Source organism: Thermomonas sp., assembly GCF_041905325.1.
Taxonomy (GTDB): domain Bacteria; phylum Pseudomonadota; class Gammaproteobacteria; order Xanthomonadales; family Xanthomonadaceae; genus Thermomonas.
The window spans coordinates 146,613-161,137 of record NZ_JAYRLK010000003.1 but is presented as its reverse complement, the minus strand read 5'-3'; the positions used below and the strand labels follow the sequence as shown (position 1 = coordinate 161,137).

Sequence of the window (14,525 nt, the reverse complement as noted above, 5' to 3'; positions counted from 1 at the left end):
CGGGTTGCGGGCCCCGAAGGGAGGGTTACGCCAATGGGAACGCTGGCAACGCGGCCTCAGAATTTCAGGTGCGCGTTGAGGTAGTACTGCCGGCCATTGCTGTAGAACGCGGTGGGAATCGCCGCGCTCTGGTAGTACTTGTAGGTCGGGTCGTTGAGGTTGAGCGCATCGAAACTGAAGCTCAGCCAGTCGGTGGCCTTGTAGCTCAACGAGGCGGCCAAGGTGCCGAACTTGTCCTGGTAGTACGGGTTGGCGCCGGACAGGCCGATCAGGAAGTCCGAGCGGTAGGTGTAGCTGACGCGCGCGCCGAAGCGGTCATTCTCGAAGTAGGCACCCACGTTCCAGGTGTTCTTCGAGGTGCCCACCAGGTTGTGGCTGCCATCGGCCCAGGTGTGCGCGGCGCTGCCATCGGCATAGGTGTAGTTGGCATTGATGCCGAAGTTGTCGCCGATCGGCTGCTCCCAGGTCAGCTCCAGCCCGGTGACCTTGCCGTTGGCGTTGACCGGCACCGAGACGTTGTACTCCTCGAGCTTGTGGGTCAGCTCGCTGAACAGCATCTGCTTCTCGGTGCCGAACACCACGTAGTCCTTCAGGTTCATCGAGAACGCACTCACCGCCAACAGGCCGCGCGGCATGAAGTACCACTCCAGGCTGGCGTCGAAGTTGGTGGACAGCAGCGGCTTGAGGTTCGGGTTGCCGCCGCCGCCGGTCTTGTTCAGGTCCGAGCCCCAGCTGGATGCGCCCAGCGACGAATAGTCCGGCAGGGTCTGGGTCTGCGAGGCGGCGAACCGGAACAGCAGGTCGTCGGCAAGGTGGAACTTCAGGTTGGCGCTGGGCAGCACGCGGCTGAAGTGGTTCTTGGTGTCCTTGTGGATCCAGGCGCCGAACAGGCTGGAGACATCGGCGTTGGCCGGGTTGCTGACCGACTGGTAGGAGTTGATCAACTGGTCGACGTTGACGTAGCGCAGGCCGACATTGGCGGCCCACTTGTCGCCTTCGAAGTTGGCCTGCGCGTAGGCGGCGAAGTTCTTCTCGCCCACCTTCCACTCGCCACCGTAGTTATGGCGGCCGGTGGGGCCGTCGTTGTTCGACAGCCAGGTGGAATTGGCGAGGATGGCGGTACGCAGCGCGTCGGTGGTGAAGTACCACAGGTTGCGCGGGAAGGTGCCACCAATGCTGCTGGCGAAATCGCCGGGGTACGACGCGGTGGCACCGGATTGCAACGCCGCCCAGATGTTGCCCGGCGAAGCGCCTTCCGGCGACAGCGCCTGGCGGGTGTGGTCGCCGTAGCGGGCCCCGAAGTCGATCGAGGTCAACGCGCCACCGTTGAAGTAGCGGGTGAAGTCGATCGAACCCCAATGCTCCTTGTCCTTGGCGGTGACCTGCTGGTTGCCCCAGGTGCCGAAGCCGGTCACCCCGGTGGGGGTGATGTCGCCGCCCACGCTCCAGTCCACCGGGGCGCTGTTGCCGTGGCTGTTCCAACTGGCACCGCCGCCCCTGGCCAGGGTCACTTCCGCGATGAACTGGCGCTCGGTGGAGCCGGTGCCGCTGGTGGTGCCCAGCTGGAACTTCGAGCTGAGGCTGTCACTGATCTGCCATTCGCCGTCGAAGGTGACGTAGCGGGTCTTGGCGGTGGCCTCGCGCGCGATCATGTCGTACACCGCGTAGTCGGTACCGGGCACGCCCGCGTAGGTGGCCGACACCAGCACGCCGTCCTTCACCACATAACCGGCGTTCGGTACTTGCGATGCGGCGAAGTTGCCGCCCCACAGCATGAAGTTGCGGTTGTAGTTGTTGGCGCGCATGTCCGACACGAAGCCGGTCAGGCCCAGGCTGAGGTCATTGCTGGGCTTGAATTGCAGCGAGATCAGGCCACCCTTGCGGTCGCGCACCTGCTCGAACAGGGTGGACCCCAGCAGGCCCGGGGCCCACACATTGGCCAGGTCCGGATGGGCAAGCGCCGCCGCGCTGGTGGGGCTGATCTGGAAGAAGCCACCCGGGACCTCCTGCGCTTCGCGACGCAGATGACGCTTCTGCGAGAACGCCTGCACCATCACCCCGAAGGTGCCCTGGTCGTTTTTGTAATTGAACAGGCCGGACAGCTGCGGGTCGTTGGCGGCGGCCTGGTCGGAGCGCACCATGCCCACCGAGGCTTCGGCGGTGATCGGCTTGGCGAACTCCAGCGGCTTGCGGGTGCGGATGTTGACCGTGCCCACCGCGCCGCCGTCCATCAGCTTGGCTTGCGAGGTCTTGTTCACCTCCACCGAACCCACCAGTTCGGACGGCAGCAGGGTGTAGCTCACGCTGCGGCCCACGGTATTGCCCTGGCTGAGCACGAACCAGTCGGCCGAGCCCACCGGATGGCCGTCGATCAGGGTCTGGGTCAGGCTGGGGCTGGTGCCGCGCAGGCTGACGCGGTCGGCTTCGTCGAAGCCGCCTTCATCGGCGCTGGCCGAACTGATGTTCACGCCCGGCAGGCGTTGCAGGGTATCGGCGACGTTGTGTGCGGGCAGCTTGCCCACGTCTTCCGCGGTCACCACTTCCACGTGGGAATTGGCATCGCGCTTCACGTCCAGCGATTTTTCCTGCGCACCACGGATGCCGGTCACCACCACGGCGTCGAGATCCGTGGCTTTCTGGCCGGCCGGTGTCTGATCCTGGGCCATGGCGACGCCGGACAGGCCCAGCGCGGCCACGATGCTCAACGTCAAAACATTCTTGCGGACTTGCATTGCTGATTCTCCAGGGCTGATGTGGCGTCCGGTCCCGCGCTGCTTCGGGCCTTCCGCTGTTGGGTCATGGTGCTGCTGCGGCCCGACTCTGCTTGGCCTCGTCCCGGTGTGCCCGCTCGCGCAGGTATTGCAGATACCAGCTCGCCGCACCGAGGACGCCGAGCCTTTCGTTTTCCACCAGCCGGACCGGGACACGCTCCAGCACCGGGCGCATCGCGCCCTTGTCCACCAGCCGCGCGTGGAATGCGCTGCGCGGCAGGAAGTCGACGACCTGCGGCACCACGCCGCCGGCCACGTACACGCTGCCGGTGCTGCCGATCACGGCAAGGTCGCCGATCACGCTGCCCAGCAATCCGCAGAACACCAACACCGCTTCCAGCGCCAGCGGCTCGCCGTGGCGGGCCGCCAGGGTGATGGCGGCAGGCGTGTCCAGCAGTGGCGCGCGGCCATGCATCGCGGCCAGCGCCCGATAGATGTTGATCAGCCCGGGCCCGGACAACAGCTGTTCGGTGCAGACATGGCGCTGGGTGCGCTGGCGCAGCCACTGCAGGATTTCGATTTCACGCGCGTCGCCCGGCGCAAACGCGGCCATGCCGGCTTCGGTGGGCAGCACCGCCACCGCATCGTCGCGCGGAATGCAGATCGCCGCCCCCAGGCCGGTACCGGGGCCCACCACCAGCACCGGGCCCGGCGCGGCGGTGTCCACGCCCGGCGTCAACAGCCGGCTGTCACCCGCCTGCAAGCGGGTGGTGCCATGGGCGGCGGCGGCGAAGTCGTTGACCACGTGCAGGGCACGCAGGCGCAGGTCGCGGCGCAGCTGCGGCAGCGCGATCCGCCACGGCAGGTTGGAATTGATGACCTCGTCATCCAGCACCACGCCGGCGGTGGCGATGACCATGCAGTCGATGCCTGCGTGGGCCGCATGATCGTCCATGAACTCGGCCAGGATCGCACCCAGGCCAGGGTATGCGGCACAGGGATAGCGCCGCCAGCACAACACCTGGATGTCGCCCTCGGCATCGGTGCGCACCACCGACAACCGCGCATTGGTGCCGCCGACATCGGCGGCGATGAAGCATTGGCCGGCCGTCACGGGCACAGCCACGCCGCGCAACCGCGCCGCCGCCGCCGTCTCGCCGATCCTGCCCATCGCATCCCCCATGCCCGTTGTCCCCGCGTCCTGGAAGGCGACTCTGCACAGCAGATGACATCGTTGTCAACAGCAGACAGGAAAATTCCCGAACCGGGCGCCTGAATGGCCGACGATGCCTGTTTTTATGTTGCATCGCAGCACCTCCATGCCTGCCGCATGGCTTTGTTTTTGAGGTGAAAGAGCACCTTTGCGGTGGCTTGCGAAGCCGGTACGCGTACCGCATGGACATCGTTGCACCTTTGTCTGTCCTGTGCGTCAATCCACTTCCTGCCGGGGTGGATCCGCCGGCAACGCCCGCCGCCTTCCGGAGCCCACCATGTCCACCGCGTCTTCCGTTGCCGCACCCCGCACTCCCATCGGCGCCCTCGTCATCGTCGGCGCGCTGTTCTTCATCTTCGGATTCGTCACCTGGCTCAACGGCCCGCTGATCGCGTTCGCCAAGCTGGCGTTCAACGTCGACGACAAACTGGCGTTCCTGATTCCCAGCGCGTTCTACCTGTCGTATTTCTTCCTCGCGCTGCCGTCGTCGGCGATCCTGCGCAAGACCGGCATGAAGAAGGGGATGGCGCTGGGCCTGTTCGCGATGGCCATCGGCGCGGCGGTGTTCGGCCAGTTCACCACCGGCCGCGTGTACGCCGGTGCAGTCACCGGCGTGTTCGTCATCGGGGCCGGCCTGGCGATCCTGCAAACCGCATCGAACCCCTACATCAGCATCCTCGGCCCGATCGAAGTCGCGGCCCAGCGCATCGCCATCATGGGCATCTGCAACAAGCTGGCGGGGATGGCCGCGCCGTTCGTGATCGGCACGCTGGTGATGCACGGCATGAGCGATCTCACCGCGCAGGTGGCCAGCGCCGATGCCGCCACCCGCGACACCCTGCTCGACGCATTCGCGGCGCGCATCCATGCCCCCTACATGGCGATGGCCGGCCTGCTGGCGCTGCTGGCGGTGGGCATCCTGTTCTCGCCGCTGCCGGAGCTGCGCGCCGAAGACGTGAATGCCGACCGCGGCAGCGGCGGCAAGACCAGCATCTTCCAGTACCCGCACGTGTGGCTGGGTGCGCTGTGCATCTTCGTGTACGTGGCCTGCGAGGTGATGGCGGGCGATGCCATCGGCACCTACGGCGCGGGCTTCGGCCTGCCGCCGGACGCCACCAAGTTCTTCACCTCGTTCACCCTGTTCGGCATGTTGCTGGGCTATGTGGTGGGGCTGTTGCTGATACCGCGCTTCATTTCCCAGCAGCGTTGGCTGGCGATGTCGGCCCTGCTGGGTGTACTGCTCACGGTCGGCGCTTTCCTGACCCACGGCATGGCGTCGGTGACCTGCGTGGCAGCGCTGGGATTTGCCAACGCGATGATGTGGCCGGCGATCTTCCCGCTGGCCATCCAGGGCCTGGGGCGCTTCACCGAACGCGGCTCGGCGCTGCTGATCATGGGCATCAGCGGCGGGGCGGTGGTGCCGCAACTGTTCGTGCACCTGAAGGACACGCTGGATTTCCAGCTGGTGTTCCTGCTGTTGATGGTGCCCTGTTACCTCTACATCCTGTTCTTCGCCACCCGCGGGCACAATATCGGTCGCTGACATGTTCGAGGTTCCGGTGCGCAAACCCACCATCAAGGACGTTGCCGCCCGTGCGCAGGTCTCGCTGAAGACCGTGTCGCGGGTCATCAACGACGAAGCCGGCGTGCACGCCCGCACCCGCGACAAGGTGCAGCTCGCCATCGCCGCGTTGGGCTACCAGCCGGACCCGTCGGCACGCAGCCTGCGCAGCGCGCAGTCGTACGCGCTGGGCCTGCTGTACGACAACCCCAACCCGTATTACGTGATCGCGATGCAGAACGGGGTGCTGTCGGTGTGCCGCGAAACCGGCTACGGCTTGCAGATCCACCCCTGCGACTCGACCTCGCCGCGACTGGCCGAAGAGATCGTCCAGCTGGTGCGCAACGCGCGGCTGGCCGGCATCGTGCTGGCGCCGCCGATGTCTGAAAACCAGAAGCTGGTGGATGCGCTGCTGGCCGGCGGCATCCAGCTGGTGCGCATCGTCTCCGCCTCCTCCGACCCGCAGGGCGGCGGTGCCTGCGTGTTCGTGGACGACCGCGATGCTGCCTACGCCATCGTCGAGCACCTGATCCAGCTGGGCCACCAGCGCATCGGTTTCCTGTGGGGCGGAAAATCGCATGGCTCCTCGTGGGAGCGCCACCAGGGCTATGTCGATGCGCTGCGTGATTACGGCATCGCCGCCGACCCGGAACTGGTGGTGGAGGGCGACTATTCCTTCGACGACGGCTTTCGCGGCGCGCGCAAATTGTTGCAGCTCCCGCAGCGACCCACCGCGATCTTCGGCAGCAACGATGAAATCGCCGCCGGCGTGCTGGCTGCGGCACGCTCCGGTGGCTTGAACGTGCCCTACGACCTGTCGATCGCCGGTTTCGAAGACAGCCCGTTCTCCAAGCAAAGCTGGCCCGCGCTGACGACGGCGCGCCAGGCCACCGAGGACATCGCCCGCCACGCCGCACGCCGGCTGCTGGCGGATATCCGCGAGCAAGCCGCAGGCAGCACGCCCAACCAGGGCTTCAGCCCCGAACTGGTGGTGCGCGGCTCCACCGCGCCACCGCGCCCCGCTTCCTGACCCTTTCCGGACCCCGCCCCGCATGCCCGCCCCCGACTCCACCTGGATGCACACCGAGGCTGCCGAAGCGGCCACCGCCGTGGCCCGCCAATTCGCCGCCAACGCGCCGATCGTGGCCGACCTTGCCCAGCGCCTGCGCGCGCAGCCGCCGCGCTTCATCGTCACCTGCGCACGCGGCAGCTCCGACCACGCCGCCACCTACGGCAAGTACCTGTTCGAAACCACCCTGGGGCTGGTCACGGCATCGGCCTCGCCGTCGGTGGGTTCGGTGTATGCGGTGCAGCCGAAGCTGGATGACGTGTTGTTTGTCGCCATTTCGCAATCCGGCAAAAGCCCCGATTTGCTGCGCAATGCGGAGATCGCCAAGGCCGGTGGCGCGCATGTACTGGCGTTGGTGAACGTGGCCGATTCGCCTTTGGCAAAACTCGCCGACACCGTATTGCCACTGCACGCCGGCCCGGAAAACAGCGTGGCCGCCACCAAGAGTTATCTGTGCTCGCTGGCCGCCTTGCTGCAACTGGCCGCGCACTGGAGTGGCGATGCCAAGCTGCTGGCAGCGGTGGATGCCCTGCCCGACGCGATGCGCGCCGCGTGGCAGGAAGATTGGTCGGATCTGGTATCAGGCTTGCGGCTGGCCAAGCACTTGTTTGTGCTGGGGCGCGGCTTGGGCCTGGGCGCGGCGCAAGAAGCGGCGTTGAAGTTCAAGGAAACCTGCGGCCTGCACGCCGAAGCGTTTTCTTCGGCGGAAGTGAAGCACGGGCCAATGGCCATTATCGGCACGGATTTCCCCATCCTTGCGTTCGCGCAAGATGACGAAACCGGCGATGGCACCGCCGCCGTGGCCGAAGAATTCCGCAAGCGCGGCGCGCCGGTGTGGCTGGCGCGGGCCGGCGCCAGCGGCGCGGGCATCCTGCCGCTGCCGGCCTCGCCACACCCGGCCGCCACCCCCATCCTCACCGTGCAGGCGTTCTACGCGGTGGCCAATGCGCTGTCGCTGGCACGCGGCCATGACCCGGACGTGCCGCCGCATTTGAACAAGGTGACGGAAACGGTGTGAGCATGACCACCCAGGTTTTCCACAACGGCCACATCCTCACCGAAAACGGGTTTGAAACCGACGTTTGCGTGGTGGTGGAAGACGGCCACATCGTGGCGGTGCTGCACGGCGCACCGCCTTCCACCGGCGAGCACATCGACCTTCACGACGGCTATCTGGTACCGGGCTTCATCGACGTCCAGGTCAACGGCGGCGGCGGGGTATTGTTCAACAATGACACCTCGGTTGAAGCGCTGACGACCATTGCCCGCGGCCACCGCCAATACGGCACCACCGGGCTGCTGCCTACCCTGATCAGCGACGATGCCGACGTGATGCAGCGCGCAGTGGCCGCCACCCGCGATGCCATCGCGCAAGGCGTGCCGGGCGTGCTCGGCATCCATCTGGAAGGCCCGTACATCGCGCCAGCACGCAAGGGAACGCATAACGCCGACAAGTTCCGGGTGCCCGATGCCGACGAAGTGGCGATGGTCACCGCGCTGGACAACGGCGTCACCGTGATTACCCTAGCCCCGGAACAGGTGCCGGTGACAACGATCCAAGCGATGGTCGAACGCGGTGCGATTGTCTGCGCCGGCCACAGCGCCGCCAGCTACGAGGAGGCCCGGATCGGGCTGGACGCCGGCATCACCGGCTTCACCCACCTCTACAACGCGATGACTCCGCTGCAGGGCCGCGAACCCGGCGTGGTCGGCGCCGCGCTGGAAGATGCGCACAGTTGGGTGGGCGTGATCGTGGATGGCGTGCATGTGCATCCGGCCAGCCTCAAGGTGGCGATTGCGGCCAAGCCGCGCGGCAAGGTGCTGCTGGTCACCGACGCCATGCCGATGGTCGGCAGCGACAACCCCAGCTTTGATCTTTACGGCGAAACCATCACCGCCATCGACGGCGTGGTGCGCAATGCCGCCGGCTCGCTGGCCGGCTCCGCACTGGACATGGCCAGCGCCGTGCGCAACACGGTGCAACTGCTCGGTCTGCCGCTGGACGAAGCCTGCCGGATGGCTGCGCAGTATCCGGCAGAGTTCCTGGGCTTGGGCAACACCCTGGGCCGCATCGCCCCCGGCTATCGCGCCGATCTGGTGCTGCTGGATGCCGGGGTGAACGTTACGCGCTGCTGGATCGGCGGCATCGAGTAAGGCTTACGCGCGGCGGGTTTGCTGCCCGCCGCGCATATTGATCCAGAACCCTGCAACCGCCACCACCAGCACCATCAGCTGCGCCAGCAGTGTCTGCCATGTCGGGAAGATTCCCAGCAGGTCAATGCGCGGCGCACGCACCAGGCCAAGACCGATCCAACCCGCTTCCTGCAGTGCCGCCACGCCCTTGCCGGCCAGCACCACCGCCAGCACTGCGATCAACAGCGAGCTCCACGAAAAGAATTTGCCAATCGGCAGCCGCGCACCCAGCCGCAGCAGCGCCCACGCCACCAGCGCCAGCGATGCCGCCCCCGCCACCAAGCCTATCAAGATGGCGGCCGCATCCTGTGGCGTCCACATGGCGGCGTAGAACAAGATGGTTTCGAAGACTTCGCGATACACCGCGACAAATGCCAGCACGAACAGGAACCACAGCGAACGCCGTCCCAATGCTGCGGCCATGCGTTCCTGCAGATAATGCTGCCAGCGTCCGGCCAGGCTTTTTTGGTGCATCCAGATCCCCACGCTCAGCAGCACCAGCGCAGCAAACACAGAAGACAGTCCTTCCGTCAGCTCACGATTTGCACCGCTGATTTCAACCAGCCACGTTGCTGCAGCCCAGGTGATGCCGCCGGCCACCAGCGCCAGCACCCATCCGGCATGTACCCACGGCAAGGCTTCTTTGCGCTCGCTTTTGCGCAAGAATGCAATCATGCCGATCACCACCAACAGCGCTTCCAGCCCTTCACGCAGCAAAATGGTGAAGCTGCCCAAAAAGGCGGCAGCCTTGCTGCCGGTTTCCGCGTGCAGCACGGCATCCGCCTGATCCATGAGTGCCGCCGCTTGCGCGATATCCGTTCGAATCGTCTCCGCTGCGGCACCGGCACCAATGTCAGAACGCAGCCGCCCCATCGCTGATTCAATCTCGCGCAGCAGCGCACCATCGCGTGCAGCCAGCATCGGCTCCACCGGCTCCACCCCGTCCAGATAGGCCGACAGCGCCAACGCTGCCGCACGCTTGCCGTCGCCTGCCGCATAAGCCGCTTGGGTTGCCTGCAGCTGGCGGCGCGCCAGCGCCAATGAGGCCGGCTGGTTGGGTTGTGCGGAGATCAGCGTCTGCGGCTGCGCGCGCAAAAATGCGGTAATCGCCAGCGCCTGTTGCTGATCCATCTGCTGTGCCAACTGCGCAGGGCTGCTGCGCGACAAGGCTTCCAGCGTTGGCAGCGCCGCATGCATGCGGGCGTCGTCATGCCACAACTGCGCGCCCGCAGTGCGCTGCTGTTCGTCAAACGCCAAGCTGCCCACATGGAACGCCAGCGCCCAACGCTGATCATCGCTTAGCTGGGAATACGCCACCATCGCAGTGCCGGCGACGCCGCGACTGATCGCTTCATACAGCGCCAACGGACTGCGTTGTGAAGCGCGTTCGCGGTCGGTAAATGCGATCGGCGGCGGGTCCAATTTCGCACCCGCTGCGCCATCACCGGCGCCGGTTGCGCCGTGACAACTGGCGCACTGCGCGGCGTACAGCTGTTTGGCAGCCGCCAAATCCGGCACCTTCGCGGGCGCGGCGACAACGCCATAAGCCGCCAGCAAATCATTTGCCAAGGCGTGCGCGGCTTCCGCCACCGCAGCGGCATCCGCGCGCTTGTCCACCAGCGCCACTAGCGCCTGTGCGCGTGCCGCAAGCGCCGCCCGCTGCGGGTTGTCCGGCAGTGCTGCAATGCGTTCCCGCGCCGTGGCCGAAAACTCCTGCATCTCGGCATATTCACCGGTACTGATCACCTTGCCGCTGTCCACGGCACCGGCGTAGTCCACCGCGATGTAGTCCAGCAGCTGCCACGCCTGCTGCACGCTCCCAGCCTGCGGCGGTACAGCTGCAGCCATCGTCGTCCACAACAGCAACAAGCAAGCGAACCAGCGGACAACCATGGCATGCCCCTCGGCAATCGAGAGGTTCAGTGTATTCCTGATTTTGCAAATGAGAATCAACCGCAGATAAATGCAGGCCCCCGACTGCCCCCCCAACCGGGCTGCTAAAATTCCGAGTCTTTGCTCGAACGCCGCCACCGTGCGGCGTTTTCGTCGTTTCCGGAGTCCGCCATGACCAGCACCGCCGAACTGTCCTCGCCCGAATCCGCCAAGTCGCTGCTGACGCACGACGTGCTGGACACCGACTACACGCTGGAGGACAAATACCGCCGCACCCAGGGCCGGATCTACCTGTCGGGGGTGCAGGCGCTGGTGCGGCTGCCGCTGGTGCAAAAATTGCGCGACGAGCGCGCCGGGCTGGACACCGCCGGCTTCGTGTCCGGCTATCGCGGCAGCCCGCTGGGCGGCTTCGACCTTGAGCTGTGGCGGGCCAAGAAGTACCTGGAAGGCGCGTCGGTGAAGTTCACCCCCGGCCTCAACGAGGACCTTGGCGCCACCATGGTCTGGGGCACCCAGCAGCCGGGGCTGTTCCCGGGGGCGAAGCACGACGGCGTGTTCGCCATGTGGTACGGCAAGGGCCCGGGCGTGGACCGCTGCGGCGACGTGTTCAAGCACGCCAATGCCGCCGGCACCTCCGTCCACGGCGGCGTGCTGGCGCTGGCCGCCGACGACCACGCCTGCCGCAGCTCCACCCTGCCGCATGGCAGCGAGGACGAATTCGTCAGCGCGATGATGCCGGTGCTCAACCCGGCCGGCGTGCAGGACATCCTCGACATGGGCGTGCTGGGCTGGGCGATGAGCCGCTACACCGGGCGCTGGGTAGGGTTCAAGACGATCGCCGAGACGGTGGAATCCTCCGCCTCGGTCGACGTCGATCCGCACGCGCTGCAAATCGTGCTGCCGGGCGACGACGATTTCGAAATGCCCGCCGGTGGCCTCGGCATCCGCTGGCCGGATCCGCCGATGGAGCAGGAGATGCGCCTGCACCGCTATGCGGTGAAGGCGGCGCAGGCGTTCGCGCGCGCCAACAAGCTCGACCGGGTGGTGATCGATTCGCCGAAGGCGCGGCTGGGCATCGTCACCACCGGCAAGTCCTACCTCGACGTGCTGCAGGCGCTGGAATACCTGGGCCTCGATGAGGCCGCCTGCTTTGAGCTCGGCATCCGCGTGTACAAGGTCGCGATGACCTGGCCGCTGGAGCCGGTGGGGATCGAACGCTTCGCACGCGGGCTGGAAGACATTCTGGTCGTCGAGGAGAAGAAAGCCTTCATCGAGCGTCAGTTGAAGGAGCAGTTCTACAACTGGAAGGACAGCTGGGGCCCGCGCCCGAGCATCGTCGGCAAGTACGACGAGGAAGGCCACTGGATCCTGCCCTCCACTGGCGAGCTGACTCCGGCCACCATTGCCGGCGTGATCGGCCGCCGTTTGCAGCGTTTCCACCGCAGCGAGAAGATCGACGCGGTGCTGGCGTGGATGGCGCAAAAAGAGGGCGAGCTGGCGCTGCCGCGCGCCAACTTCCCGCGCGTGCCGCATTACTGCAGCGGCTGCCCGCACAACACCAGCACCAAGGTGCCGGAAGGCAGCCGCGCGCAGGGCGGCATCGGCTGTCACTACATGGTGACGTGGATGGACCGCAGCACCGACACCTTCACCCATATGGGCGGTGAAGGCGTGACCTGGGCGGGGCAGGCGCCGTTCACCGACACGCAGCACATCTTCCAGAACCTTGGCGACGGCACCTATTTCCACAGCGGTTCGCTGGCGATCCGCCAGGCCATCGCCGCCGGCGTCAACATCACCTACAAGATCCTCTACAACGATGCGGTGGCGATGACCGGCGGCCAGCCGGTGGACGGCACCCTGACCGTGCCGCAGATCGCCCACCAGATGCGCGCCGAGGGCGTGCAGACGATTGCGCTGGTGTCCGACGACATCGACAAGTGGACCGACCCGTCGATCTTCCCGAATGGCGTGAGTTTCCACGACCGCCGCGACCTGGACGCGGTGCAGAAGATGCTGCGCGAGGTGAAGGGCACGTCCATCCTGATCTACGACCAGACCTGCGCCACCGAGAAGCGCCGCCGCCGCAAGCGCGGCAAGCTGGTCGATCCGCAAAAGCGCGTCATGGTGAATTCACTGGTCTGCGAAGGCTGCGGCGACTGCGGTGCCAAGAGCTTCTGCGTGTCGGTGACGCCGAAGGAAACCGAATACGGCCGCAAGCGCGCGATCAACCAGAGCGACTGCAACAAGGACTTCAGCTGCGTCGAGGGCTTCTGCCCCAGCTTCGTGACCGTGCACGGCGGCAAGGTGCGCAAGGGCAAGAAGGCCGATGCCGCCAGCCTGCTGGCCAACCTGCCCGCGCCCGCCGCGCGCACCGACCTGTCCCAGCCCTGGAACATCCTCATCACCGGCGTCGGTGGCACCGGCGTGGTGACCATCGGCGCGCTGCTGGGCATGGCCGGCCACCTGGAAGGCAAGGGCGCGACGGTGCTCGACCAGACCGGGCTGGCGCAGAAGGGCGGCGCCGTCACCACCCATATCCGCATTGCGAAAACCCCCGCCGACATCCACGCCGTGCGCATCGCCGCCGGCGAGGCCGACCTGGTGCTGGGCTGCGACATGGTGGTGGTCAACGACTACTGGGTGTTGTCGAAGATCCGCCCCGAGCGCAGCACGGTGGTGGTCAACACCTACGAGGCGATGCCGGGCACCTTCACCACCCGTCCGGACATGCAGTTCCCCGCCGCCGACATCGTCAAGGCGATCGCCACCGCGCTGGGCGGACAGGCACCGCTGCAGATCGATGCCACCCAGATCGCCACCGCGCTGATCGGCGACGCCATCGCCGCCAACCTGTTCATCCTCGGCTATGCGTGGCAGCAGGGGCTGGTGCCGATTTCGTTTGAAGCGCTGATGCGCGCCATCGAGCTCAACGGCGCCGCCATCGAGATGAACAAGACCGCGTTCGCCTGGGGCCGCCTGGCGGTGGTGGACCTGGCCGCGGTGGTCGAGGCCGCCGGCATCGTGCGCAACGCCCCCACCCGCAGCGAGGCCACCGCGCATGCGCTGCCGATGCTTGGCGCCACCGCCAACGAGGCGGCCGAGTCCGGGCTGATGCCGCAGGCCGCCGACCTGCGCGACGAGGATGCGCTGCGCCACGTGCCGGCCAGCGGCGATGCCGGCAGCGTCTTCGCGCCGCTGGACGACGCGCGGCTGTCGCGTTCGCTGGACGAGGTGATCGCGCGCCGCGTCGCTTTCCTCACCAGCTACCAGAGCGCCGGCTACGCGCGCCGCTACAGCGACTTCGTGGCCAAGGTGCGCGCCGCCGAAACCGCGAAGGCGCCGGGCAGCAGCGACCTGTCCGAAGCCGTGGCCCGCTACTTCTTCAAGCTGATGGCCTACAAGGACGAATACGAAGTGGCGCGGCTGTACACCAGCGGCGATTTCCGCAGGCAGCTGGAGGCGCAGTTCGAAGGCGACTACAAGCTGAAGTTCCACCTTGCCCCGCCGCTGCTGGCGAAAAAGAACGCGCAGGGCCAGCTGGTGAAAAAGGAATACGGCCCGTGGGTGTTCACCGCGTTCCGCGTGCTGGCCAAGTTCAAGGCGCTACGCGGCACCCCGCTGGACGTGTTCGGCTACACCAGCGAGCGCCGCGGCGAGCGCAAATTGATCAGCGAATACGAGGAAATCGTCACCGTCTTGCTGGGCAAGCTCGACGCCGGCAATGCGGACCTGGCCGCGCAGATCGCCAGCGTGCCGGAACACATCCGCGGCTTCGGCCACGTCAAGGAAAAGCACCTGCACCAGGCGCGTGAACAGCTGGCGCGATTGCTCAAGGAGTGGGACAACCCGCTGCGGATCGTGCAGCGCTGAAGACTGCCACGG

8 protein-coding genes are annotated in these 14,525 nt (G+C 66.5%); 5 read left to right on the top strand and 3 right to left on the bottom strand.

The features are described 5' to 3' along the window. Positions 1-56 precede the first annotated feature (56 nt). The gene (locus ACE3OK_RS04830) at positions 57-2,732 is read right to left on the bottom strand and encodes a TonB-dependent receptor (protein WP_374248417.1); all 2,676 of its coding nucleotides are present in this window, start codon (positions 2,730-2,732) and stop codon (positions 57-59) included. 64 nt (positions 2,733-2,796) lie between these two features. Then, complete coding sequence (locus ACE3OK_RS04825) at positions 2,797-3,894, bottom strand: glucokinase (protein ID WP_374248416.1); 1,098 nt, start codon at positions 3,892-3,894, stop codon at positions 2,797-2,799. Between the two features lie 307 nt (positions 3,895-4,201). Between ACE3OK_RS04825 and ACE3OK_RS04820 the strand changes: the two genes are divergently transcribed. Genes ACE3OK_RS04820 through nagA form a run of 4 tightly spaced genes read left to right on the top strand, consistent with a single transcriptional unit; the run spans position 4,202 to position 8,708 of the window. Further along, the gene (locus ACE3OK_RS04820) at positions 4,202-5,467 is read left to right on the top strand and encodes a sugar MFS transporter (protein ID WP_374248415.1); all 1,266 of its coding nucleotides are present in this window, start codon (positions 4,202-4,204) and stop codon (positions 5,465-5,467) included. A gap of 16 nt (positions 5,468-5,483) precedes the next feature. Further along, entirely contained in the window at positions 5,484-6,515 is a 1,032-nt protein-coding gene (locus ACE3OK_RS04815; protein WP_374248531.1) for a LacI family DNA-binding transcriptional regulator, read from the top strand. A gap of 22 nt (positions 6,516-6,537) precedes the next feature. Next, positions 6,538-7,572, top strand: coding sequence for an SIS domain-containing protein (locus ACE3OK_RS04810; protein ID WP_374248414.1), 1,035 nt, complete (start codon positions 6,538-6,540; stop codon positions 7,570-7,572). A gap of 2 nt (positions 7,573-7,574) precedes the next feature. Next, positions 7,575-8,708, top strand: coding sequence for an N-acetylglucosamine-6-phosphate deacetylase (gene nagA / locus ACE3OK_RS04805; protein ID WP_374248413.1), 1,134 nt, complete (start codon positions 7,575-7,577; stop codon positions 8,706-8,708). A 3-nt stretch (positions 8,709-8,711) separates the two neighbouring features. On the opposite strand, the gene ACE3OK_RS04800 is transcribed toward nagA, so the two are convergent. Next, positions 8,712-10,640: an FTR1 family protein gene (locus ACE3OK_RS04800; RefSeq protein WP_374248412.1), complete on the bottom strand. Its 1,929-nt coding sequence runs from the start codon at positions 10,638-10,640 to the stop codon at positions 8,712-8,714. Positions 10,641-10,871: 231 nt separating this feature from the next. Between ACE3OK_RS04800 and ACE3OK_RS04795 the strand changes: the two genes are divergently transcribed. Continuing rightward, entirely contained in the window at positions 10,872-14,513 is a 3,642-nt protein-coding gene (locus tag ACE3OK_RS04795) for an indolepyruvate ferredoxin oxidoreductase family protein (RefSeq protein WP_374248530.1), read from the top strand. The last annotated feature ends 12 nt before the right edge of the window (positions 14,514-14,525 follow it).

Coding starts and splice junctions, on each gene's coding strand:
- ACE3OK_RS04825 (WP_374248416.1), bottom strand. CDS start 3,894: ATGGGGGATGCGATGGGCAGGATCGGCGAGACGGCGGCGGCGGCGCGG.
- nagA (WP_374248413.1), top strand. CDS start 7,575: ATGACCACCCAGGTTTTCCACAACGGCCACATCCTCACCGAAAACGGG.
- ACE3OK_RS04820 (WP_374248415.1), top strand. CDS start 4,202: ATGTCCACCGCGTCTTCCGTTGCCGCACCCCGCACTCCCATCGGCGCC.
- ACE3OK_RS04830 (WP_374248417.1), bottom strand. CDS start 2,732: ATGCAAGTCCGCAAGAATGTTTTGACGTTGAGCATCGTGGCCGCGCTG.
- ACE3OK_RS04810 (WP_374248414.1), top strand. CDS start 6,538: ATGCCCGCCCCCGACTCCACCTGGATGCACACCGAGGCTGCCGAAGCG.
- ACE3OK_RS04800 (WP_374248412.1), bottom strand. CDS start 10,640: ATGGTTGTCCGCTGGTTCGCTTGCTTGTTGCTGTTGTGGACGACGATG.